Annotated in this window: 21 protein-coding genes and 1 tRNA gene; 9 read left to right on the top strand and 13 right to left on the bottom strand. The window is 65.3% G+C overall.

The window, feature by feature from the left end; genetic code table 11:
- The first annotated feature begins 79 nt into the window (after window positions 1-79).
- The 3 genes from ftsA to lpxC all read left to right on the top strand — a co-directional run bounded on the left by ftsA (window position 80) and on the right by lpxC (window position 3,590).
- A complete protein-coding gene (ftsA, locus tag LY622_RS17115; protein ID WP_234281249.1) occupies window positions 80-1,363 on the top strand; it encodes a cell division protein FtsA in 1,284 nt (427 codons plus the stop codon).
- 33 nt (window positions 1,364-1,396) lie between these two features.
- Window positions 1,397-2,566 carry a cell division protein FtsZ gene (gene ftsZ, locus LY622_RS17110; protein ID WP_234281248.1) on the top strand — a complete coding sequence of 390 codons (1,170 nt, stop codon included), beginning with the start codon at window positions 1,397-1,399 and terminating at the stop codon, window positions 2,564-2,566.
- A gap of 112 nt (window positions 2,567-2,678) precedes the next feature.
- Window positions 2,679-3,590, top strand: a complete 912-nt coding sequence (gene lpxC / locus LY622_RS17105; RefSeq protein WP_234291994.1) for a UDP-3-O-acyl-N-acetylglucosamine deacetylase — start codon at window positions 2,679-2,681, stop codon at window positions 3,588-3,590.
- A 59-nt stretch (window positions 3,591-3,649) separates the two neighbouring features.
- Here lpxC and bioA read toward each other — a convergent pair whose 3' ends face one another.
- The 7 genes from bioA to bioB all read right to left on the bottom strand — a co-directional run bounded on the left by bioA (window position 3,650) and on the right by bioB (window position 9,720).
- Window positions 3,650-4,915: an adenosylmethionine--8-amino-7-oxononanoate transaminase gene (bioA, locus tag LY622_RS17100; protein ID WP_234291993.1), complete on the bottom strand. Its 1,266-nt coding sequence runs from the start codon at window positions 4,913-4,915 to the stop codon at window positions 3,650-3,652.
- A gap of 150 nt (window positions 4,916-5,065) precedes the next feature.
- Window positions 5,066-5,150, bottom strand: a tRNA-Leu gene (locus tag LY622_RS17095).
- Window positions 5,151-5,194: 44 nt separating this feature from the next.
- The gene (gene bioD, locus LY622_RS17090; protein WP_234291992.1) at window positions 5,195-5,896 is read right to left on the bottom strand and encodes a dethiobiotin synthase; all 702 of its coding nucleotides are present in this window, start codon (window positions 5,894-5,896) and stop codon (window positions 5,195-5,197) included.
- A gap of 5 nt (window positions 5,897-5,901) precedes the next feature.
- The gene (locus tag LY622_RS17085) at window positions 5,902-6,696 is read right to left on the bottom strand and encodes a methyltransferase domain-containing protein (protein ID WP_234291991.1); all 795 of its coding nucleotides are present in this window, start codon (window positions 6,694-6,696) and stop codon (window positions 5,902-5,904) included.
- Window positions 6,693-7,445 carry an alpha/beta fold hydrolase gene (locus LY622_RS17080; protein WP_234291990.1) on the bottom strand — a complete coding sequence of 251 codons (753 nt, stop codon included), beginning with the start codon at window positions 7,443-7,445 and terminating at the stop codon, window positions 6,693-6,695. Before LY622_RS17080 ends, LY622_RS17085 begins: the two co-directional genes overlap by 4 nt.
- Window positions 7,442-8,497, bottom strand: a complete 1,056-nt coding sequence (bioF, locus tag LY622_RS17075) for an 8-amino-7-oxononanoate synthase (RefSeq protein ID WP_234291989.1) — start codon at window positions 8,495-8,497, stop codon at window positions 7,442-7,444. The genes LY622_RS17080 and bioF overlap by 4 nt, the downstream gene beginning before the upstream one ends.
- A 113-nt stretch (window positions 8,498-8,610) precedes the next feature.
- Window positions 8,611-9,720 (bottom strand): biotin synthase BioB, encoded by a 1,110-nt coding sequence (gene bioB, locus LY622_RS17070; protein WP_234291988.1) that lies wholly within the window; start codon window positions 9,718-9,720, stop codon window positions 8,611-8,613.
- Between the two features lie 127 nt (window positions 9,721-9,847).
- On the opposite strand from bioB, the gene LY622_RS17065 reads away from it, so the two are divergent.
- Both LY622_RS17065 and LY622_RS17060 read left to right on the top strand, forming a co-directional pair.
- Entirely contained in the window at window positions 9,848-10,630 is a 783-nt protein-coding gene (locus LY622_RS17065) for a ComFC family protein (protein ID WP_234291987.1), read from the top strand.
- 45 nt (window positions 10,631-10,675) lie between these two features.
- Window positions 10,676-11,659: a serine/threonine protein kinase gene (locus LY622_RS17060; RefSeq protein WP_234291986.1), complete on the top strand. Its 984-nt coding sequence runs from the start codon at window positions 10,676-10,678 to the stop codon at window positions 11,657-11,659.
- A 70-nt stretch (window positions 11,660-11,729) separates the two neighbouring features.
- Here LY622_RS17060 and LY622_RS17055 read toward each other — a convergent pair whose 3' ends face one another.
- Entirely contained in the window at window positions 11,730-12,284 is a 555-nt protein-coding gene (locus tag LY622_RS17055; protein ID WP_234291985.1) for a TraB/TrbI/VirB10 family type IV secretion system protein, read from the bottom strand.
- Window positions 12,285-12,548: 264 nt separating this feature from the next.
- Here LY622_RS17055 and folE point away from each other — a divergent pair, with 264 nt between their 5' ends.
- The 4 genes from folE (at window position 12,549) to LY622_RS17035 (ending at window position 15,540) form a co-directional block, all read left to right on the top strand.
- Window positions 12,549-13,106, top strand: a complete 558-nt coding sequence (gene folE, locus LY622_RS17050; protein ID WP_114477714.1) for a GTP cyclohydrolase I FolE — start codon at window positions 12,549-12,551, stop codon at window positions 13,104-13,106.
- Window positions 13,107-13,169: 63 nt separating this feature from the next.
- Window positions 13,170-13,580, top strand: coding sequence for a dihydroneopterin triphosphate 2'-epimerase (gene folX / locus LY622_RS17045; RefSeq protein WP_234291984.1), 411 nt, complete (start codon window positions 13,170-13,172; stop codon window positions 13,578-13,580).
- A 117-nt stretch (window positions 13,581-13,697) separates the two neighbouring features.
- Window positions 13,698-14,018 carry a DUF4190 domain-containing protein gene (locus LY622_RS17040; protein WP_234291983.1) on the top strand — a complete coding sequence of 107 codons (321 nt, stop codon included), beginning with the start codon at window positions 13,698-13,700 and terminating at the stop codon, window positions 14,016-14,018.
- Between the two features lie 64 nt (window positions 14,019-14,082).
- Window positions 14,083-15,540 carry an NAD-dependent succinate-semialdehyde dehydrogenase gene (locus LY622_RS17035; protein ID WP_234291982.1) on the top strand — a complete coding sequence of 486 codons (1,458 nt, stop codon included), beginning with the start codon at window positions 14,083-14,085 and terminating at the stop codon, window positions 15,538-15,540.
- Window positions 15,541-15,863: 323 nt separating this feature from the next.
- Here LY622_RS17035 and purH read toward each other — a convergent pair whose 3' ends face one another.
- The 5 genes from purH to accC form a co-directional block, all read right to left on the bottom strand.
- Entirely contained in the window at window positions 15,864-17,447 is a 1,584-nt protein-coding gene (gene purH, locus LY622_RS17030) for a bifunctional phosphoribosylaminoimidazolecarboxamide formyltransferase/IMP cyclohydrolase (RefSeq protein ID WP_234291981.1), read from the bottom strand.
- A gap of 77 nt (window positions 17,448-17,524) precedes the next feature.
- On the bottom strand, window positions 17,525-17,860 hold the full coding sequence (fis, locus tag LY622_RS17025; protein ID WP_234291980.1) for a DNA-binding transcriptional regulator Fis: 336 nt from the start codon (window positions 17,858-17,860) through the stop codon (window positions 17,525-17,527).
- Window positions 17,857-18,900 carry a tRNA dihydrouridine synthase DusB gene (gene dusB / locus LY622_RS17020; RefSeq protein ID WP_234291979.1) on the bottom strand — a complete coding sequence of 348 codons (1,044 nt, stop codon included), beginning with the start codon at window positions 18,898-18,900 and terminating at the stop codon, window positions 17,857-17,859. Before dusB ends, fis begins: the two co-directional genes overlap by 4 nt.
- 234 nt (window positions 18,901-19,134) lie before the next feature.
- Window positions 19,135-20,058: a 50S ribosomal protein L11 methyltransferase gene (prmA, locus tag LY622_RS17015; protein WP_234291978.1), complete on the bottom strand. Its 924-nt coding sequence runs from the start codon at window positions 20,056-20,058 to the stop codon at window positions 19,135-19,137.
- A gap of 66 nt (window positions 20,059-20,124) precedes the next feature.
- On the bottom strand, window positions 20,125-21,465 hold the full coding sequence (gene accC / locus LY622_RS17010; RefSeq protein WP_234291977.1) for an acetyl-CoA carboxylase biotin carboxylase subunit: 1,341 nt from the start codon (window positions 21,463-21,465) through the stop codon (window positions 20,125-20,127).
- Window positions 21,466-21,467 lie beyond the last annotated feature (2 nt).

Raw genomic sequence — 21,467 nt, 5'->3', positions numbered from 1 at the left:
CCTATAATGGGCGCAATGGCCATTTAAAGCAGAATAGTGGAATTCCCAGCGGGTCAAGTTTTAGGAGATACCCCGACGCATGGCAGTCACTTCCAATTCATCTAACATGGTAGTCGGACTGGATATCGGAACATCCAAGGTGGTGGCGATCGTCGGGCAGCCAACCGATGATGGCGGTATCGAGATCGCTGGCATCGGCTCACACCCCTCCCGCGGTATGAAAAAGGGCGTCGTGATCAATATCGAATCCACGGTGCAATCCATTCAGCGTGCCGTGGAAGAGGCCGAGTTGATGGCCGGTTGCGATATCCATTCGGTCTATGTGGGCGTTGCCGGCAGTCATATCAGCTCGATGAATTCAGACGGCGTGGTCGCGATTAAAGATCGCGAAGTCATGTCGACCGACATTGATCGGGTTATCGATTCGGCAAGGGCAAGGGCGATATCGGAAGGGCAGCGAGTCCTGCATGTGTTGCCCCAGGAGTTTTCCATCGACACCCAGGGCGGCATTCGCGAGCCGCTGGGCATGTCCGGCGTTCGCCTGGAGGCACGTGTTCATCTGGTGACGGCGGCACTCAACGCGGTCCAGAACATCGACAAGTGCGTTCGGCGCTGTGGGCTGGAGGTGGATGCCATCATCCTCGAGCAGCTCGCCTCCAGCATGGCGGTACTCACCGAGGACGAGCGGGAGCTGGGCGTCTGCATGGTGGATATCGGCGGTGGCACTACCGATATCGCCGTTTTCACCGAAGGGGCCATTCGCCACACGGCGGTGATACCCATTGCCGGTGATCAGGTCACCAATGATATCGCCATGGCATTGAGAACGCCGACCCAGTACGCTGAGGAGATCAAGGTCAAGTACGCCTGCGCATTGACGCAGCTGGCATCCAGCGACGAAATGATCAAGGTGCCCAGCGTTGGCGATCGTCCGGCCAGGGACCTCTCCCGCCAGGCGTTGGCAGAAGTGGTCGAGCCCCGCTACGAGGAGCTGTTCACCCTGATCCGTGACGAGCTGCGTCGCAGCGGCTTCGAGGACCTGGTGGCGGCTGGCGTGGTTCTGACCGGCGGGACGTCGCGGATGGAGGGCGTGGTCGAGCTGGCCGAGGAGATATTCCATATGCCGGTGCGTATCGCTTGCCCGCTCAACGTACGCGGCCTGGCCGATGTGGTCCGCAACCCGATTTATTCGACAGGCGTGGGTTTGCTACATTACGCCCTTCAGGAGGTGCGGAATGGGCGAGGTCGCGAGGGCAAGTTGGTCACGGCACAGCCCGGGCGTGATGACGTCTCCCGGCGTAGGATAGTGGAAGGGATTCCGGCGCTGGCAAGAATCAAGGGCTGGTTGAAAGGAAATTTCTGACAGGGCCGCGGCGCGGTCCAGGAGACGGGGCTTATGTTCGAACTGGTAGATAGCGCACCCTCGAGCAGTGCGGTCATCAAGGTTGTCGGCGTGGGTGGTGGCGGCGGTAACGCCGTCAACCACATGGTCGAAAGCAATATCGAAGGCGTTGAGTTCATCTGCGCCAACACGGACGCCCAGGCGCTCAAGCGAGTGTCGGCGAAAACCGTGCTCCAGCTCGGTGGCGAGATCACCAAGGGCCTGGGGGCGGGTGCCAATCCCGAGGTCGGTCGCCAGGCCGCCATGGAAGACCGTGAGCGCATCGCCGACTTGATCCGTGGTGCCGACATGGTCTTCATCACGGCGGGCATGGGCGGCGGTACCGGCACCGGCGGTGCGCCGGTGGTTGCCCAGGTGGCCAAGGAGCTGGGCATCCTCACCGTGGCGGTGGTCACTCGCCCGTTCCCGTTCGAGGGGCCCAAGCGCATGCGGGTCGCCGAAGAGGGCATGAAGGAGCTCTCCGAACACGTCGACTCCCTGATCACCATCCCCAACGAGAAGCTGCTGTCGGTGCTGGGCAAGAACGCCAGCCTGCTGACGGCGTTCAGTGCCGCCAACGATGTGCTGCTGGGGGCGGTGCAGGGCATTGCCGAGCTGATCACCAGTCCCGGTATCATCAACGTCGACTTCGCCGACGTGCGCACCGTGATGTCCGAGATGGGTATGGCGATGATGGGTACGGGCGGTGCCACCGGCGAGAATCGCGCCCGCGAGGCCGCCGAGAAGGCGATCCGCAGCCCGCTGCTCGAGGATATCGACCTGCATGGCGCTCGGGGTATCCTGGTCAATATCACGGCCGGCCCGGATCTCTCCATCGGTGAATTCAACGATGTGGGTGCCACCGTCCAGGAGTTTGCCTCCCAGGATGCCACCATCGTGGTGGGTACTTCCATCGACATGGACATGACCGACGAACTGCGCGTCACCGTCGTGGCGGCCGGGCTGGAAGGACGCCAGCAGAAAGTGGCCGGCCGCGAGAGTGCCAAGCGTTCCGAGGGTAGCGACTATCGTCAGCGCGCTCAGCCGGCCATGCGCCAGCAGAGTGCAGCGGCCAAGGCCGAGCCCCAGGAGGCCCCGAAGCCGCAGCCCGAGAAGCGCCGCACGCCTCAGGAGCTGGATGACTATCTCGACATCCCGGCCTTCCTGCGCCGCCAAGCTGATTGATGGCGGCGATTTGCGCGATCAGGCAGGGCCAGGAGATGTTTTTTTGTTGAAACGCCTGTTCGGTGTTATAGTGAACGGTGTTTGATAACTAACAACTGCCTGGCTACTGCCCATGATCAGACAACGCACTCTGCAAAACAGCATCCGCGCCACCGGCGTCGGTCTCCATTCCGGCAAGAAGGTCTATCTGACGCTGCGCCCGGCACCGGTGAATACCGGTATCGTGTTCGTGCGTACCGACCTCGACCCGGAAGTCCAGGTACCGGCCAGCGCCTCCCTGGTTACCGACACGACGCTGTGTACCGCGCTGTCGCGGGATGGCGTCAAGGTCGCCACCGTGGAGCACCTCATGTCGGCCCTGGCAGGCCTGGGCATCGATAATGCCTACGTGGATGTCAGCGCCCCCGAGGTGCCGATCATGGATGGCAGCGCCGGGCCCTTCGTCTTCCTGATCCAGTCGGCGGGCATCGCCGAGCAGGAAGCGCCGAAGCGGTTCATTCGCATCAAGCGTGAGGTGCTGGTAGAGGAGGATGGCAAGGAGGCGCGCTTCCTGCCCCATCAGGGTTTCAAGGTGTCGTTTGCCATCGAGTTCGATCACCCGGTGTTCGAAGACCAGAAGCAGACCGCCGTGGTGGACTTCTCCACCACCTCCTTCGTCAAGGAGGTGTCCCGGGCGCGTACCTTCGGCTTCATGCGCGATCTCGAGTACCTGCGCGCCAACAACCTGGCGCTGGGCGGCAGCCTCGACAATGCCATCGTGGTCGACGACTATCGCATCGTCAACGAGGGCGGCCTGCGCTATGAGGACGAGTTCGTCAAGCACAAGGTACTCGACGCCATCGGTGATCTCTACCTGCTGGGCTACAGCCTGATCGGCGAGTTCCGCGGCATCAAGTCGGGCCATGCGCTGAACAACCAGCTCTGTCGTGCCCTGCTGGCCCAGCCCGACTCCTACGAGATCGTGACCTTCGAGAACGAGCGCGAGCTGGCGCCGATCTCCTACGCCCAGCCCGCCATGGCCTGATAGCCGGCCGTTTCCCCAGGCCAAACGCCGCGCTCCGTGAGGAGTGCGGCGTTTGTGCATCAGGAGAACCAGGCTTTCATGACCCCGGTGATGCGGCGCATGTCCTCTTCCGAGGTGATATAGGCCGGCATGGTATAGAGCCAGCGTCCGAAGGGGCGCAGCCAGACGCCTTGGCGGCGGGCGTACTCCGCGACGCCTTTCAGCGAGGCGGGATCCCGGACTTCGATCACGGCGGTGGCACCCAGGGCGCGGACATCGGCGACCAGGGGGTGCGCGCGCAGCCGGGTGTCCAGAACCAGCTCCTCGCGCAGGATCCGATGAAGGGTGGCGATCCGGTCCAGGTAGCGCTCCTCCTCGAAGATGGCGAGACTCTCCAGCGCGACCCGGCAGGCCAGCGGATTTCCCATGAAGGTGGGGCCGTGCATGAAGGCATGATAGGGGCTGTCGCCGATGAAGGCGTCATGCACCCGGTCCGTGGCCAGCGTCGCCGCATGGCCGAGGTAGCCGCCGGTCAGCCCCTTGGAGAGCACCATGATGTCCGGCGTGATGCCGGCGTGGTCGGCGGCGAACAGCGTGCCCGTGCGGCCGAAGCCGGTCGCCACCTCGTCGAAGACCAGCAGTACGTCGTACGCCTCGCATAGCGCCTGCGCGCCAACGAGATAGTGGGGGGAGGTCATGTTGAGGCCACCCGCCGCCTGCAGCAGCGGCTCCATCAGCAGGGCGGCGATCTCCTGATGGTGGCGCTCCAGCACCGCTTCGAGGCGGTCGAGATCGGCCTGGACCGAGGCCGGATCGGCGTCGAAGGGTGCCGTGGGGGCGGGGGCGAAGTGGTGCCGGGGCAGGTAGCCGGCAAACAGTGAGTGCATGCCCTCCTCGGGGTCGCAGACCGCCATGCAGCCCGCCGTGTCGCCGTGATAGGCCTTCATCAGGGAGAGCAGCCGGTGCTTGCCGGGCTTGCCTCTCAACTGGTGATACTGCACCGCCATCTTCATGGCCACTTCCATGCCCACCGAGCCGCTGTCCGAGAAGAAGACATGGTTGAGACCCTCGGGGGTCACGCGAACGAGCTCCCCGGCCAGGCGATCGGCTGGCTCATGGCTCAGCCCGCCGAGCATGACATGGCACAGCTCGCCGGCCTGTTCGCGTATCGCCGCCACCAGGCGGGGGTGGCCGTAGCCATGGATCATGCACCACCAGGAGCAGGTGGCGTCGAGCAGCCGTTCCCCGCCCTCCAGGGTAAAGCGTGGACCTTCGCCGCCGATTACCTTTGGCGCCGGCGACTGTGTCTTGAGATGGGCATAGGGGTGCCAGACGTGGGACATCAACGAGCCTCCGTTGGGTGGCGACGGACAGGAAGGGAGCGAGGGCAGGGGCGCGGGTTCAGGACGGTACGGTGCCAGGCTACCAGGCACGCGACATGCATGCCTCGCATTGCGAAGCGAAGATGAAAAGTAAGGAAATTCAAACTATTGAAATGGTGCGGATGGGGAGACTTGAACTCCCACGCCCGAAGGCACCAGAACCTAAATCTGGCGTGTCTACCAATTCCACCACATCCGCAGGGTTGGGCAGGCGTCCACATTGTACGGACGCCCGCGGGCAAGTCAATCGTCATCGGGCAGCACGAGACAGGTAGCGGCGGACTCGGGGCGCCTCTGCTCATCGACGGCGTCCAGGCGTGGCAGTATGCCGAGACAGGGCCCGGGGAGGGTGCGCTCGAGGGTGACCAGGTTCTCTTCATAGAGGGTCGTATCGGTGGCAAAGTCGGCGTCGAGCAGGTTGCCTATCCAGCCGGCGAGGCGCAGGCCATCGGCTTGGATCGCCTCCGCCGTCAGTCGCGCATGGCTGATGCAGCCAAGCTTCAGGCCGACGACGAGGATCACCGGTAGCTCGAGGCGCAGGGCCAGCCCGGAGAGGTCCTCGCTGTCGTTGAGCGGAACCCGCCACCCACCGGCACCTTCGATCAGGATCAGGTCCTGGGGGCCATCCAGCAGCGGCTCGACATGGCTTGCCAGGGCCGTCAGGGTAACGAGGCGGTCGTCCCGCCTTGCTGCCAGGTGGGGGGCGATGGCGGGTGCGAAGGCGAAGGGGTTGACGACGGCATAGGGCACGGCCGGCTCGCTGCGCGACTGCAGGGCAAGTGCATCGTCGTTGCGCAGCCCTGCTGAGGTGCGCCGGCAGCCCGAGGCGACGGGCTTCAGCCCCAGGGTGGTGAGGCCCTGGTGACGAGCCAGGGCCAGCAGGCCGGCGGTGGCCAGCGTCTTGCCGGCGTCGGTATCGGTTCCGGTGACGAAATAGGCAGGCATTGTGCTCATTTCCTGTCGAGAATCAGCGTCAGGCGCGTGTAGCTCACCGGCAGGCCCTGGGGCTCGCGCAGGGACTCGTAGCGGCGCTGGGCTCGGGCCAGGTCGGCTCGGGTGAGGCGGGCGTCGGGGCGTGCCGTCTGAGCGCCGACCCCCTTGATGGATGCCATCACCGCGGCCAGGTCCGGATAGAAGAAACGCTCGACTTTCTCCTCCAGCCGGACGCCGTCGAAGCCCGCCAGTTGCGCACCGATCAGGTGGTGCTCGCGGGAGCGGAAGCCGAGCAGGGCGGAGGAGGACCAGGCATGGGCCACTTCGCCCAGGGTGCCCGGCCCCAGGGTGTTGATCAGGGCCCGGCCGCCCGGGCGCAGTACGCGCTGAATCTCCGACAGCACGACATCCAGGTCGGGGCACCACTGAATGGCCAGGTTGGAGAAGACGAGGTCCTGCGTCGCATTGTCCAGCGGCAGCGCGCCGGCATCGGCCTGGAGCCACCGGATGCACTCGCCATGGTCGTCGCGAGCCTTTGCGAGCATGCCGGGGGCCAGGTCGAGGCCGGTTACCCGGGCATTCTGCCTGTAGCGAGAGGCCAGGCGCGCGCTCCAGTGCCCTGGGCCGCAGCCGAGGTCGAGGATGGTTGTGGCACGCGAGGGCAGATGGCGCCAGAGCGCCTCGCCCATGGATAGCTGCGCTCCGGCCAGGATGGCATAGCGGGAAGCGGCGCGGGAGAAGGCGTGAGCCACCCGGCTGCGCCATGTCTCGGCTTCGACAGGGGTGATGACGACGTGAGCGGCCACCGTCATGAGACTTCCTCCCTGCTGCCGGCGGTTTCGTTCCGGCCATCGCCAGTGCGCTGGGCGATATCTACCAGGTGGTCTGCCAGCAGGTCTGGACGGGTGAGCATCGGACAGTGCCCCGTTGCGCCGAGTGTGACGTCGGCGGCGTGTCGCGAAGCGGGCGAGAGCAGGGGGTCCTGCTGGCCTGCCATGCGCAGTACGCCGCAGGGGGGGGCGGCCAGTATAGGGGCAACATCGAGCGTGGCCAGTTGGATGAGCCCCGCGGCCAGTGTCGAGTGGGATGCGCTGGGCTTTCTGCCGATCAGGTCCAGCAGGCGCCGATGTGCGGTACGTGCATCGGGTTCGCCCTGCAGCTGCCAGCGCAGGAAGTGTTGCCAGGTCGCCTCCGGGTTGCGTGCGAAGGCGCGTTGGAAGGTGCCCAGTTCCTGCGGAGTGACACCCTCCGTGCTGCAGAATCGGGGGCCGGTTCCGAGCATGACCAGAGTGCGTGGCGCAGGCAGGTGCGCAAGCAGTGCACAGGCAAGCAACCCGCCCAGCGACCAGCCGACCCAGACCGCATCGGCAGGAAGCGCCGCCGCCATCCGGCGACCAAGGCCGGCCAGGTCATCGGGGGCCAGCATTTCATCGAGCGCCTGACCGGCATAGCCCGGCCAGTCGGGTGTCGTCACCTCGACATCATCGGGCCAGTAGGGGGCTAGGGGCTGCCAGATCCGGGCATCGATGCCCCAGCCGGAGAGCAGTACCAGTTTCGTCATGCTGCACGCTCCGCCTGTTGAAGGCCGGCCAGGGCTTCCAGCAGGGCATCGAGGGTGTCGTGGGTATGTCGCGCACTGAGGGTAATACGCAGGCGCGCCTGGCCTTGCGGTACGGTGGGCGGTCGAATGGCGCCGACGAGAAAGCCGGCTTCCCGCAGCGCGGCGGCCCAGCGCAGGGTGCGAAGGCTCTCGCCCAGCAGCAGGGGCTGGATCGGCGTGTCGGAGTGGGCAAGGGGCAGCCCGAGCCGCTCGGCCTCATGGCGAAAATAGCGTACCAGGCTCAGCAGCCGGGCGCGTCGTTCGGGTTCGGCAGCGAGAATGTCCAGCGCCTTCAGGGTGGCGGCGGCCACTCCAGGGGGCTGGGCGGTGGTATAGACATAGGGACGAGCGAACTGGATCAGGTGGTCGATCAGTTCATGGCTGCCGGCGACGAAGGCACCGGCGGTGCCGAGGGCCTTGCCCAGGGTGCCGACCAGGATCGGCACCCGCGCGGCATCCTGGGCTCGTCCTGCACACCCTTCCCCGCGGTCGCCGAGGACACCCAGGCCATGGGCGTCATCGATCATCAGCCAGGCATCGTGTCGGGCGCTGACGGTGGCCAGGCCCTCGATATCGGCCACGTCGCCATCCATGCTGAAGACCCCGTCGCTGATCACCAGCTTGAGGGTGTCGGACGGCACCCGTGCAAGAAGGCGGTCAAGGTCATTCAGGTCTCGGTGGTGGAAGCGTCGCGACCGGGCGCCGGCAAGGCGCGCGCCATCGAGCAGCGAGGCGTGATTGAGACGGTCCTGGAAGAGGTGGGTATTGCCATCGCAGAGCGCCTGCAAGGTGCCCAGGTTGGCCATGTAGCCGGTGGAGAAGAGCAGCGCCCGTGGCCGGCCGGTAAGCTCGGCCAGGCGCTGCTCCAGGGCCTCATGGACGCCGAGGTGGCCGCTGACCAGGTGCGAGGCGCCGGCACCGGCACCGAAGCGCCTGGCGCCCTCGGCCTGGGCCTGGGCCAGGCGTGGGTCCCGGGCCAGGCCGAGATAGTCGTTGCCGGCGAAGTCATGCATGCCGCTGTCAGGCCCGTGCGTATCTCGCTGGCGCCAGAGCCCCTGGAGCCTGCGCTCCTGTGCTCGGGCAGCGAGCCGCCGGGACCAGTGGGACTGCTGGATCACGGCGCGCCTCAGGCCAGGGTGGCGTCGTAGGCGAGGGCATCGGCCCTGGACTGGCCCGTCTTGAGGGCCATGGCCGCTTCCAGGGTTTCCTGCTGGCGTGAGTCGTCCGTGCAGGTCTCGCGACGCTCCGGGTGCAGGCCGAGCTTGTCGAAAAGGGCGCGGTCGCGCTCCGCCTGGGGGTTGGCGGTGGTCAGCAGCCGCTCGCCGTAGAAGATGGAGTTGGCGCCGGCCAGGAAGGCCAGGGCCTGGGTGGACTCGCTCATCTGCTCGCGCCCGGCGGAGAGTCGCACGTGGCTCCTCGGCATCAGGATGCGGGCCACGGCGATGGCGCGGATGAAGACGATGGGATCGAGGTCCTCGACATCCTCCAGCGGCGTGCCGGGTACCTTGACCAGCATGTTGATGGGCACCGACTCGGGGTGCGGCTCCAGGCGGACCAGCTGCTGCAGCAGGGCCGCCCGGTCACGGGGCGCCTCGCCCATGCCCAGGATCCCCCCGGAACAGACCTTCATGCCCGCTTCCCGCACGCTCGCCAGCGTCTCCAGCCGGTCGCCATAGGTACGCGTGGTGATGATCTCGCCATAGTACTCCGGGGAGGTATCGAGGTTGTGGTTATAGTAGTCGAGCCCGGCGCCGGCCAGGCGCTTGGCCTGGTCGCTGTCCACCATGCCGAGGGTCATGCAGGTCTCGAGCCCCAGCGACTTGACCCGGCTGACCATCTCCATTACCACCTCGAGGTCCTTCTCCCGGGGGCTGCGCCAGGCGGCCCCCATGCAGAAGCGGCTCGCTCCGGCGTCGCGTGCCGCTCTGGCCTGCTCCACCACCTTCTCGATCTCCAGCAGCTTCTCCTTGTCGAGGTCGGTGTTGTAATGACCCGACTGGGGGCAGTACTTGCAGTCCTCGGGGCAGGCGCCGGTCTTGATCGACAGCAGGGTGGACACCTGCACGGCGTTGGGGTCGAAATGGGCGCGGTGTACCTGTTGCGCCCGAAACAGCAGGTCGTTGAAGGGCAGGGCAAACAGCGCCTCGATTTCGGCCAGGGACCAGTCGTGGCGGACCTCGGGATTTCCGGCTAGGGTCTGCTCGGAGGGGCTGGGAGGATTAGGCGCTGGGGACATGATCAGACTCGCTGTTGGTCAACCGGTTGAATATATTTGGTTGACGGTAGGATTGCGTAGGGGCTCATTGCTGTCAACCCTTGGCTGCTCCAGTGTTGACTAAGTCGAGGATGGGTGGGGGAACGCGATGGAGAAGAGGGCGAGCAAGGCGACGGCGAAGCGGCAGGCGCCTGGCGGATATGGCTGGACGCACTGGCCCCGGCTGGCGCTGTCGGGGCTGGACGGTGGCCTGAGGCGCGTGCTGCCTGGGCGCTGCGCTTTCTGCCTGGCGCCCGGCAAGGCCGGGCAGCCCTGGTGCCAGCCCTGCTTCGAGGCGTTGCCCTGGAACCTGCCGGCCTGCCCGCGCTGCGCCGAACCGCAGCCCGCTGGTTCGCTGGCGGGGCGGCTCTGCGGGCGTTGCCTGGAGCACCCCCCGAGCTTCGACCGGGCCTGGGTGCCGCTGCGCTACCAGGACGAGGTGGCGTCCCTCATGCAGCGCTTCAAGTTCAAGGCCTCGCCGCGGGCGGGCAGCGTGCTGGTGGCGATCCTCGAAACCCGGCTGGCCGACATCCCGCGCCCCGATGCACTGCTCGCCGTGCCGCTGCATCCGAACCGGTCGCGACAGCGGGGTTTCAACCAGGCCGAGTGGCTGGCCCGGCGACTGGCACCGCGCCTCGGCGTTCCGCTGCGGTCGGCCAGGCGCCTGGAGGATACCCCCTCCCAGCGGGGGCTCGACCGCAGCGAGCGCCGGCGCAACCTGAAGGATGGCTTCGACGTCACCGCCTCGTTATCCGGGAGAGTGGCGCTGCTGGACGATGTCATGACCACCGGGGCGACGCTGGATGCCCTGGCCCAGGCGTGCCGCCGCGCCGGCGCAGAAGAGGTGGAGGCATGGGCGGTGGCGCGTACGCCATTTTCGCAACTCTGGTAGCATGCTACTCCGTTAGTGGTCCCTTACTGGAACTTCGGAGGCAGCATGGCGTCGACGCACCCCTTTGCCCGGCTTGAACCGTCACGAATCGTGGCGGCGGTGGAGTCCCTGGGCCTGTGGCTGCCCGGCGAACCCTTCGCGCTGAACAGCTATGAGAACCGCGTGTTTCTGGTGCATGACGACGAGCGCCGTCGCTGGGTGGTCAAGTTCTACCGCCCCGAGCGTTGGAGCGACGCCCAGATCCAGGAAGAGCACGACTTCCTGATCGAGCTGGAAGAGGCCGGGGTGGCGGTATCAGCGCCCTGGCGGGATGCGGCAGGGCAATCGCTGCATCATGACCAGGGGTTTCGTTTCACGCTCTTTCCCCAGGTGTCGGGGCAGGCCCCCGAGCTGGAAAACCCCGCGCACCTGTTCGCCATGGGTGAGGTCATCGGCGCGCTGCATGCCGTTGGCGAGCGGTCGTCATTTCGACACCGCAACACGCTCGATCTCGATACCATGGTACTGGAAGCGAGGGAGCGGGTGCTTGGCAGCCACTGGCTGGGGCGTCAGCAGCGCCGAGCCTATGAGCGGGTGACCACTGCCCTTCACGAGGCCCTTCAGCCGCATGCCTGGGCTGGGGAGAAGGCGATCCGCGTGCATGGCGACTGTCATATCGGCAATGTGCTCGGACGAGACGAGGATTTTACCCTTGTGGACTTCGATGACTGCCTGACGGCACCCGCCATTCAGGATCTCTGGATGCTGCTCACGGCGGAGCACGACGCCGAGTGGCAGATGCAGCTGTCAGAGGTGATGGAGGGCTACGAGCAGCACCGCGACTTCGATCGGCGTGAGCTGACGTTGATCGAGCCGCTGAGGACCCTTCGGCTCCTGCGCCACAGTGCCTGGCTGGTGGCGCGCTGGGAGGATCCCGCGTTTCCGCCGGCCTTTCCCTGGCTGGCCGATGCCGGCTATTGGGACGGCCATATCCGCATGCTGGAGCAGCAGCGGTTGCTGCTGGAGAAGTCGCCGCGCTGGCTGGCCTGAGGGTTGCCTGGAGTGGCCTGAGAAGGCAGACGCGCCCCTGGGGGCGCGTTCGCTGGTGTCGTCGAGAGGCTTACTGGTCCGGGTCGGGGCGTTCGGCCGGTATCGGATTGGCGATGCCGGCGCCATCCGCCTGGCGTCGCTGCTCATTGATGCGTGCCGCCGGGTTGTCCTGTTGCTCGATGTCGAGGGCACTGGCCAGCTTGAGCTGAAAGGCGTGCTCCGGCGTCAGCTCGCAGCGGCCGGCATCGCAGGCGTCTATGCCGTAGCTGCCATCCATCTCGTAGGCGGCGGCCGAAATCTCCCCGCTGTATATCTCGCTGTCTGCGCCTTCCGTCTCGATGCAGGTCAGCGTACTGGCAGTGATGCGGACTCGCTCGGCGTCCAGTCTGGCATCACCCACCAGCACGCAGTATTCGGGCAGCTCGTGGGAAGCGTTGCTGTCGCCGCTGACGGGGCTGAGCAGGATGTCAGCCTGTCGCGGGGTATCGGCGTCGAGGGTCAGTTCGTCGATCACCTTTACGGCGACGGTGGCATCGGCGGGCAGCGACAGGGTGGCGGCAGAAGCGGCAAAGGGCAGAAGCAGCAGGGACAGGCCGGCGGCTGCCAGGGTCGGGGTAGGGATCATATCGGGCTCTCGATAGACACGGCTGCAGATAGGGGCAGTCATTCGAATGGTGCAATTCTATCATAGCCCCCCGGGGTGCCGTAGCGGAGGAATGTCGCAGGGAGGCGTCGCTGTTGACGCATGGCCTGCGATCAGGCCGCGGTTGCGATAGAATCACCGTTTCAAGCAAACTTTTATTATACAAAGATGGAATTTTGTATATTATTTGTGCATTAAGTGATGGCCAGGCCATCACCAAACCATCGGTAAGCGTGGGGCCCGACCATGATCGAAGAACTTGCCAACCACTATCGCCAGATCATTCTCGAGCTGGGAGAGAATCCGGAGCGAGAAGGGCTGCGTGACACCCCCAAGCGGGCCGCCAAGGCCATGCAGTTTCTCAATCGCGGCTATGCCCAGACGCTTGAGGACATCATCAACGGTGCGGTCTTCGAGTCCGAAACCGACGAGATGGTGCTGGTCAAGGACATCGAGCTCTATTCGATGTGCGAGCACCACCTGCTGCCATTCATCGGCAAGTGCCATATCGCCTACCTGCCCAACGGCAAGGTGCTGGGACTCTCCAAGTTTGCACGCATCGTCGACATGTTTGCCCGGCGCATGCAGATCCAGGAAAACCTGACGCGACAGATCGCCGAGGCGGTCCAGCAGGTGACCGATGCCAGGGGCGTGGCCGTCGTCGTGGAGGCGCGGCATCTCTGCATGATGATGAGAGGCGTCGAAAAGCAGAATTCCAGCATGACGTCATCGGTGATGCTGGGGGCGTTTCGCGAAAATCAACCGACTCGACAGGAGTTTCTTACCCTCGTCAACAGTCGCTGAGCGCCAGCGGCCGGCGGTTGTTGCCTGCTCGCCGCGACATGTCCTTACACCGGAGCTCCTGCCATGACGCTGTACGCCCTGGATGATCAGCACTTCGACCACGATCTCGCGACCATACGAATCAAGAATCTTCGTTTGCGCACCTATATCGGGATCAAGGACGACGAGATACAGAATCGCCAGGATGTGGTGATCAACGCGATCATCCGCTACCGGGCGGACAATGCCGTGGCGTTCAACCGTATCGAACAGGCGCTGAACTATCGCACCATCACCAAGGCGGTCATCGCCCTGGTCGAGGAAAATCGCTTTCTGCTGCTGGAGCGCATGACCCGTGAGATCCTCGACCTGATCATGTCCCATGAGGCCGTGCTCACCGCCCAGGTCGAGATCGACAAGCCTCATGCGCTGCGCTTTGCCGATTCGGTGTCGGTCACGCTGTCGGCGAGTCGCGAGCCCCGCCGCCCGCGCTGATTTTCCGGCCGAGTCGCACCGCCGGCCTCCGCTTCATGCTGGCTGAACTTGGTGCGGGGGCGCTGAGCGCGTAGCATGGGGAGGATCCTGTCCGGAATTACAGGGAGTGAAGACTCGTTGCACAGTGACAATGCCCCCCGTTCCTCGACGCGCCGACACTATTCCCCCTGGGCCATGGCGTCCATCGTCACGGCAATCATCGCGCTGCTGCTTGCGGGCAGCATGCCCCCGGTGAATATCGCCGCCGCCATCTTTGGGATCATGGGGTTGCGCCAGATTCGCCGCGACCCCGAGCGCTATATTGGCCGCCCTTTCTGCTGGCTCGCCATCGCGCTGGTGCTGATACTTGCCATACTGACTGCCATGGTCCAGCCCCCGCACCAGGAAGGGGCCGAGCAGCACATGGTGCCGGAACAGGGCGTCGAGGCGCAGGGTTGATGGCGCCTCGCCAAGCCGCGTTTACACATACAACAGGGCCGCTTGTCGGCCGGGAGAGACGATCATGGAAGCCTTGAAGGAAACGCAGCTCTACTGCCCCTTTGCCTATATTGACGGTAGCTGGGTCGCCGCCGATAGCGGCGAGCAGATCGATGTCGTCAACCCCGCCACCGGAGAGTCCTTCGGCAACGTGCCGCGCCTGGGCCGTGCCGAGACGGAGCGTGCGATCGCTGCCGCCGAAGCGGCGCTACCCGGATGGAAGGGCCTCACCGCCCAGGAGCGGGCCGATATTCTCATGAAATGGCATGACCTGATGCTGGAGCATCAGGACGACCTGGCCATGATCATGACCCATGAGCAGGGCAAGCCGCTCAAGGAAGCCGCCGGTGAAATCGCCTATGCGGCGAGCTTCCTGCGCTGGTTCGCCGAGGAGGCGCGGCGCATCTATGGGGAAACCATTCCCGCCGCCAAGAGCAACCAGCGGATCGTGGTGACCAAGCAGGCGGTGGGGGTCGTGGGTGCGATCACGCCGTGGAACTTCCCCGCGGCCATGATCACGCGCAAGGCCGGGGCGGCGTTGGCGGCCGGTTGTACCATCGTCGTCAAGCCAGCCAGCCAGACCCCGTTCTCCGCCACCGCGTTGGCGCTGCTGGCCGAGCGCGCCGGGGTGCCGCGTGGTGTATTCAACGTGGTGCCCGGACGGGCCAGCGAGATTGCGGCGGCGATGACCGAATCACCCATCGTGCGCAAGATCACCTTTACCGGCTCCACCGAAGTGGGGCGCCAGCTGATGGCGCAGGCGTCACAGAACATCCAGAAGATATCGCTGGAGCTGGGCGGTAATGCCCCCTTCATCGTCTTCGAGGATGCCGACCTGGACGCCGCCGTGGAAGGCGCCATGGCCGCCAAGTTCCGCAACGCCGGTCAGACCTGTGTCTGCACCAACCGCTTCCTGGTGCAGTCCAGTGTGGTCAACGCCTTCTGTGAGAAGCTGGCGGTCGCCATGAACAGCGAGCTCAAGGTGGGTGATGGCACCGAGTCGGGCGTCAATATCGGGCCGCTGATCGATAGCAAGGCGGTGGAAAAGGTAAGCGAGCACGTGCATGACGCCGTGGACCATGGTGCCCAGCTGTTGCTGGGGGGGAATCCCCACCCGCTGGGGGGCAACTTCTTCACCCCGACCCTGATCAGCTTCGCCACCAGTGAGATGAAGGTGGCCCATGAGGAGACCTTCGGCCCGCTTGCCGCGGTCTTCCCCTTCGAGGATGAAGAGGATGCCGTGCAGATGGCCAATGACACCCAGTATGGGCTGGCGTCCTATTTCTATTCCCGCGACCTGGGTCGGGTATGGCGTGTGGCCGATGCGCTGGAGTACGGCATGGTCGGTATCAACACCGGCCTCATCTCCAACCCCACCGCGCCCTTCGGCGGTGTCAAGGCGTCAGGGCTCGGTCGCGAGGGCGGCCACCAGGGGATGGAGGAGTTTCTCGAGACCAAGTACCTCTGCATCGATCTTGGCTAGGCAACAGCGGCGTTCGTCCCTTTTGCAAGGTAGCAAGATGGTGCGGGTGGCCACTGACATGAGCGGCGCCGGGGACAGGTCGTAGCGGAGGTCTTTTTCCAGGGAAGGAAAAAGTAGCGCCCAGGGAAGGGTTCACAGCGCCTCCGCGAAGTCCTGTCGCCGGGATAGCCGCGACGTTAGGCACCGGTGACCCGCCAAACAAGCGAAGCCCCCATCAATCTGACTGCCCGTCCAACTTGGGGGCAGTTCAGGTCGATGGGGGCTTCTTGTATTACGATGGGTTGGCGGTGCTCGCTATGAGCCTGCCGCTTCTCGCCGCAGGCTCAGTGCTTAAAATGGCGCATGCCGGTAAACACCATGGCAATCCCCGCCTCATTGGCGGCGTCGATCACCTCCTGATCGCGCATCGAGCCGCCGGGCTGGATCACCGCCGTGATACCGGCCGCAGCGGCGGCATCGATACCGTCCCGGAACGGGAAGAAGGCATCGCTCGCCATGACCGAGCCGGGTACCGTCAGCCCCTCGTCTGAGGCCTTGATGCCGGCGATCCTGGCGGAGTAGACGCGGCTCATCTGGCCGGCGCCCACGCCGATGGTCTGGCCGCCCTTGGCGTAGACGATGGCATTGGACTTGACGTACTTGGCCACCTTCCAGGCAAAGGCCAGGTCGCGCATCTCCTGCTCGCTGGGCACCCGATCGCTGACCACGGTCAGCTCGTCGCGGCCGACCATGCCCAGGTCCCTGTCCTGGACCAGCAGCCCCCCCGTCACGCGCTTCAAGTCGTGGGCGTGCTCGCGCTTGCCGGGCCAGCTGTCGCCGACGTCGAGCAGACGCACGTTCTGCTTCTCGGCGACGATGGCCAGTGCAGCCTCTTCGACGCCGGGGGCGATGATCACCTCGACGAACTGGCGGTCGATGATGGCGCGGGCGGTGTCGGCGTCCAGCGGCACGTTGAAGGCGATGATGCCGCCGAAGGCGCTGGTGGGGTCGGTGGCGAAGGCCTTGTCGTAGGCTTCGCTGGCGCTGGCACCCACCGCCACGCCGCAGGGGTTGGCGTGCTTGACGATCACGCAGGCGGTCTCGGTGAAAGCCTTGACGCACTCGAAGGCGGCATCGGTATCCGCCACGTTGTTGAAGGAGAGTGCCTTACCCTGCAGCTGGGTGGCGGTGGCCACGCTGGCTTCGCGGGCATCGGCTTCCACGTAGAAGGCAGCGCCCTGGTGCGGGTTTTCGCCATAGCGCATGGACTGCTTCTTGTGGAACTGAAGGTTGTAGGTACGCGGGAAGCCATCCTCGCCACCGGGGACCCGGCTGCCCAGGTAGTCGGCGATGGCGGCATCATAGCCAGCGGTGTGCTCGAAGGCCTTGACGGCCAGGTCGAAGCGGGTGGCGTCGGATACGCTGCCCTGCTGCTCGGACATCTCGGCCAGCACACGGTCGTAGTCGCCGGCATCCACCACGATGGTGGTATGGGCGTGGTTCTTGGCGCAGGCGCGCACCATGGTGGGGCCACCGATATCGATGTTCTCGATGGCATCATCCAGGCTGCAGCCCGGCTTGGCCACGGTCTGGGCGAAGGGGTAGAGATTCACGACCACCATGTCGATGGGGGCGATGTCATGTTCGGCCATGACCGCATCGTCCTGGCCGCGGCGGCCGAGGATGCCCCCATGGATCTTGGGGTGCAGTGTCTTGACCCGTCCATCCATGATCTCGGGAAAGCCGGTGTGCTCAGAGACTTCCGTCACGGCAATACCGCTTTCGGCAAGCAGGCGAAAGGTGCCGCCGGTGGAGAGCAGTTCGACCCCTTGTACACTCAGGCCCCGGGCGAAGTCGACGATGCCGCTCTTGTCGGAAACACTGATGAGGGCGCGGCGAACCGGTCGGGAGGCGGGGATATCGGACATGGTGCGACTCTATGTTGGAGGTGAGTAAACGGGTTGACGTGTTGCGTGGGACCGGGGCGGCCCAGGGGCCAGCCGGTTCATATCAGGTCATGCTGCTTGAGCTTCTTTCGCAGCGTGCCACGGTTGAGCCCAAGGATTTCGGCGGCGCGTGTCTGGTTGCCCTGGGTATAGTCCAGCACGGCAGCCATCAGCGGTGCCTCGACCTCGGCCATCACCATGGCGTAGAGGTCGGTTGCGGTACCGCCATCGAGATGATCGAAGTAACGTCGCATGGCGCAATCCACGGCTTCTCGCAGTGGCTGTTCTACCGACGCTGCCGGTGAGGACGGCGTGTCGAGGCCGGCCACGTCGGCGCGGGGACCGATGTCGATATCCGACGGATCGGGGTTCCGGTTGAAGGCTTCACGGTTCATGCGGCACTGATTCCATTCGCTGTCCCGGGGTCGGCAGTGCCTTCGCCGGGGCAAAAGAGGTCGTCGATGAAGTCATATTGCTCGGCCGGGTGCTGCAGGACATTGAAGGCAGCGCGTAGCTCGCGTCGTCGTTCCTCGCCGAGGCGACGGTCCGATGCGAGGTACCAGCCGAGGTGTTTGCGCGCGATACGCGCCCCCATCGTCTCCCCGTAGAAGGCGTGCAGGGCCGACAGGTGATCGAGCAATACGTCGGCCCGCTCGCGTTCCGCGGGCGGGGGCAGTGCCTGTCCATGGCGCAGGTAGTGGTCGATCTCGCGGAATATCCAGGGATTGCCCTGGGCGCCACGGCCGACCATTACCGCATCCGCTCCAGTATAGTCGAGAACGAAGGCGGCCTTCTGCGGAGAGTCGATATCACCGTTGGCGAACACGGGAATGCTCACCCTTGACTTGATATCCGCGATGGTGTCGTACTCGGCCTGGCCGCTGTAGCGCTGTTGACGATGACGGCCATGGACCGCCAGCGCCTGGATACCGGCCGATTCGGCGAGCCGGGCCACGCGGAGCCCGTTGTTGCTGTTGGCGCACCAGCCAGTGCGGATCTTGAGCGTCACCGGAACGTCCACCGCGGCGACCACTGCCTCGAGAATCTCGGCCACCAGGGCTTCATCGCGCAGGAGTGCGGAGCCGGCGGCCTTGTTGCACACCTTCTTGGCCGGACAGCCCATGTTGATGTCGATGATCTCGGCCCCCTGTTCGGCATTGAGCCGGGCGGCTTCAGCGAGCATCGCCGCATCGCCACCGGCAATCTGCACCGTGCGGGGGCCTGGCTCGCCGCGGTGGTCCATGCGCTGGCGAGACTTGCGGGTATGCCACAGTGCCGGGTCCGAGGTCACCATCTCGCCCACCACGAGGCCGGCCCCGAGTCGACGGCACAGCTGTCGAAAGGGACGGTCTGTGACGCCGGCCATGGGGGCCAGGACCACCCGGTTGGGTAGGCGATGGCGACCGATCTGTGGCAGGGGGCGGCTATCGGGCATGATGCAATCTAGTGACTCGGCTCGGGGGCTGCATATCATACGCCCCCGTCGTCCCATGGTGAAGGTGCCAAAGGTGTTGTTTGCCGGCTCAGGGAAACACTGCACAAATGCCTACACGAGCGAATCGCTGCGTTGCGCGGTGCGCGGAATCCTCACATATACCCCATATGCTCCGGTTCCTGTGCTCCGGGCGCCTTGCGCTTCATCTCGCTCGGCGATTTGTGCAGCATTTCCTTAGGCCGGGCGGCGGCCGCTCAGGCGCACCCACCCCTCGCGAATCTCGGGCTCGTTCATGACCAGGCCCTGTTCCCGGTAGGCCTCGAGGACCTCGCCGGCCTGGCTCTCGAGGATGCCCGAGAGCACCAGCCGGCCGGCCGGTGCCACATGTCCGGCAACGGTCGCTGCCATGTCGATCAGCGGACCGGCGAGGATATTGGCGATCACCACGGGAAACGTCGTTGCCGTGCCGGCCTCTGCCAGTTCCTCGGGATAGCAGAGGCGGAGGTCCTCATCGGCAATCGCGTTGCGGGCGGCATTGTCCCGGCTGGCCTGTAGCGCCTGGGGGTCGATATCGGTGCCGATGGCCTGTCGTGCGCCCAGCTTGAGGGCGGCGATGGCCAGAATGCCCGAGCCGCAGCCGATGTCGAGTACGGCTCGTTCATTAAGCTCGCCGGTCAGGGCCAGGCCGTCCAGCCACTCCAGGCAGAGTGCCGTGGTGGGGTGGGTGCCGGTGCCGAAGGCGAGCCCCGGGTCGAGATGCAGGTTGACCGCATTGGGGTCGGGCGGCTCGTGCCAGCTCGGCACGATCCACAGCCGCTGGCCCATGCGCAGGGGCTGGAAGTCGTCCATCCACTCCCGCTCCCAGTCCCGGTCGGCCAGCAGTTCATGTTCGATTTCCGGGCAGGGCTCACCCGGCATGGCCTGGGCCCAGGCCGCAGCCAGGCGCTCCAGCATGGCCGTCAGGCCCTCCAGGTCGTCGTAGAGGCCAGTCAACACGGTCTCGTCCCATAGCGGCGTGGTGCCGCGCTCAGGCTCGAAGACAGGGTCGTCGTGGGCATCCTGCAGGGTGATGGCGGTGGCTCCCTCCTCCATCAGCAGCTCTTCGAGCAGCTCAGCCTGCTCCGGGGCGATACGAGCCTTCAACTGCAGCCAGGGCATGGTGTTCTCCGTGCGTAACGCAGGCGGGGTGGCCTATGGCCACCCCGCCGGGATCGAAAGCCGGGCTCAGGAGCCGAGCTTCTTCTCCAGGTAGTGGATGTTGACGCCGCCCTGTTGGAAGTAGCCGTCGCGAACCAGATCCTTGTGCAGATCGATATTGGTCTTGATGCCTTCCACCAGCAGTTCGTCGAGTCCGTTGCGCATGCGCGTCAGGGCGATCTCCCGGCTGTCGCCCCAGGTGATCAGCTTGCCGATCAGCGAGTCGTAGTGGGGCGGTACCGTATAGCCGGTATAAAGATGCGAGTCCATGCGCACGCCGAGGCCGCCGGGGGGGTGGTAGAGCGTCACCTTGCCGGGGGAGGGCATGAAGGTGCGCGCATCCTCGGCGTTGATGCGGCACTCGAAGGCGTGCCCATGGATCTTGACGTCTTCCTGAGCGATCGACAGCGGCAGGCCGGAAGCGATGCGAAGCTGCTCGCGCACGATATCGACCCCCGTCACCATTTCGGTGACGGGATGCTCCACCTGGACGCGGGTATTCATCTCGATGAAGAAGAACTCGCCGTCCTCGTAGAGGAACTCGAAGGTCCCGGCGCCGCGGTAATTGATCTCGATGCAGGCCTGTCGGCACGCTTCCAGTACCCGGGCGCGGGCCTCAGGGTCGATGCCGGGAGCAGGGGCTTCCTCCAGTACCTTCTGGTGGCGTCGCTGCAGCGAACAGTCGCGGTCAAAGAGGTGGATGGCGTTGCCCTGGCCGTCGGCCAGCACCTGAACCTCGACATGGCGCGGCTTCTCGAGAAACTTCTCCATGTAGACGGTGCCGTCCCCGAAGGAGGAGTGCGCCTCGGTGCGCGTCACATTGACGGCCGACAGCAGGTGGGCCTCGGTGTGTACCACGCGCATGCCACGGCCGCCGCCCCCGGCGGCAGCCTTGATGATGACCGGGTAACCGATGCGTCGAGCGATGGCGACGATATCGCCTTCGTCATCGCCCAGCGGGCCGTCCGAGCCGGGTACGGTGGGCACGCCTGCAATCTGCATGGCCTCGATGGCGCTGACCTTGTCGCCCATCAGGCGAATGGTCTCGGCCCGGGGCCCGATAAAGACGAAACCGGAGCGTTCCACCTGCTCGGCAAAGTTGGCGTTCTCGGAAAGAAAGCCGTAGCCGGGGTGTATGGCGCTGGAATCGGTGACCTCCGCGGCGCTGATCAGCGCCGGGATATTCAGATAGGACTGGGCCGAGGGAGCCGGCCCGATACACACGGCCTCGTCGGCCAGGCGCACGTGCATCAGTTCACGGTCTGCCTTGGAGTGAACGGCCACGGTCTTGATGCCCAACTCCTTGCAGGCACGCAGGATACGCAGAGCGATCTCGCCGCGGTTGGCGATGAGAACCTTGTCCAGCATGA

The sequence above is a fragment of the Halomonas alkalisoli genome (assembly GCF_021412585.1).
In the GTDB taxonomy this organism is placed as follows: Bacteria; Pseudomonadota; Gammaproteobacteria; order Pseudomonadales; family Halomonadaceae; genus Halomonas; species Halomonas alkalisoli.
This window is presented reverse-complemented; position numbering and strand designations above follow the sequence as displayed.

What these genes read in the sequence shown, in the direction of transcription:
- ftsA (WP_234281249.1), top strand. Translation starts at nt 80, where the DNA reads ATGGCAGTCACTTCCAATTCATCTAACATGGTAGTCGGACTGGATATC.
- ftsZ (WP_234281248.1), top strand. Translation starts at nt 1,397, where the DNA reads ATGTTCGAACTGGTAGATAGCGCACCCTCGAGCAGTGCGGTCATCAAG.
- lpxC (WP_234291994.1), top strand. Translation starts at nt 2,679, where the DNA reads ATGATCAGACAACGCACTCTGCAAAACAGCATCCGCGCCACCGGCGTC.
- bioD (WP_234291992.1), bottom strand. Translation starts at nt 5,896, where the DNA reads ATGCCTGCCTATTTCGTCACCGGAACCGATACCGACGCCGGCAAGACG.
- LY622_RS17085 (WP_234291991.1), bottom strand. Translation starts at nt 6,696, where the DNA reads ATGACGGTGGCCGCTCACGTCGTCATCACCCCTGTCGAAGCCGAGACA.
- LY622_RS17080 (WP_234291990.1), bottom strand. Translation starts at nt 7,445, where the DNA reads ATGACGAAACTGGTACTGCTCTCCGGCTGGGGCATCGATGCCCGGATC.
- bioF (WP_234291989.1), bottom strand. Translation starts at nt 8,497, where the DNA reads ATGCATGACTTCGCCGGCAACGACTATCTCGGCCTGGCCCGGGACCCA.
- bioB (WP_234291988.1), bottom strand. Translation starts at nt 9,720, where the DNA reads ATGTCCCCAGCGCCTAATCCTCCCAGCCCCTCCGAGCAGACCCTAGCC.
- LY622_RS17065 (WP_234291987.1), top strand. Translation starts at nt 9,848, where the DNA reads ATGGAGAAGAGGGCGAGCAAGGCGACGGCGAAGCGGCAGGCGCCTGGC.
- LY622_RS17060 (WP_234291986.1), top strand. Translation starts at nt 10,676, where the DNA reads ATGGCGTCGACGCACCCCTTTGCCCGGCTTGAACCGTCACGAATCGTG.
- LY622_RS17055 (WP_234291985.1), bottom strand. Translation starts at nt 12,284, where the DNA reads ATGATCCCTACCCCGACCCTGGCAGCCGCCGGCCTGTCCCTGCTGCTT.
- folE (WP_114477714.1), top strand. Translation starts at nt 12,549, where the DNA reads ATGATCGAAGAACTTGCCAACCACTATCGCCAGATCATTCTCGAGCTG.
- folX (WP_234291984.1), top strand. Translation starts at nt 13,170, where the DNA reads ATGACGCTGTACGCCCTGGATGATCAGCACTTCGACCACGATCTCGCG.
- LY622_RS17035 (WP_234291982.1), top strand. Translation starts at nt 14,083, where the DNA reads ATGGAAGCCTTGAAGGAAACGCAGCTCTACTGCCCCTTTGCCTATATT.
- purH (WP_234291981.1), bottom strand. Translation starts at nt 17,447, where the DNA reads ATGTCCGATATCCCCGCCTCCCGACCGGTTCGCCGCGCCCTCATCAGT.
- fis (WP_234291980.1), bottom strand. Translation starts at nt 17,860, where the DNA reads ATGAACCGTGAAGCCTTCAACCGGAACCCCGATCCGTCGGATATCGAC.
- dusB (WP_234291979.1), bottom strand. Translation starts at nt 18,900, where the DNA reads ATGCCCGATAGCCGCCCCCTGCCACAGATCGGTCGCCATCGCCTACCC.
- prmA (WP_234291978.1), bottom strand. Translation starts at nt 20,058, where the DNA reads ATGCCCTGGCTGCAGTTGAAGGCTCGTATCGCCCCGGAGCAGGCTGAG.
- accC (WP_234291977.1), bottom strand. Translation starts at nt 21,465, where the DNA reads ATGCTGGACAAGGTTCTCATCGCCAACCGCGGCGAGATCGCTCTGCGT.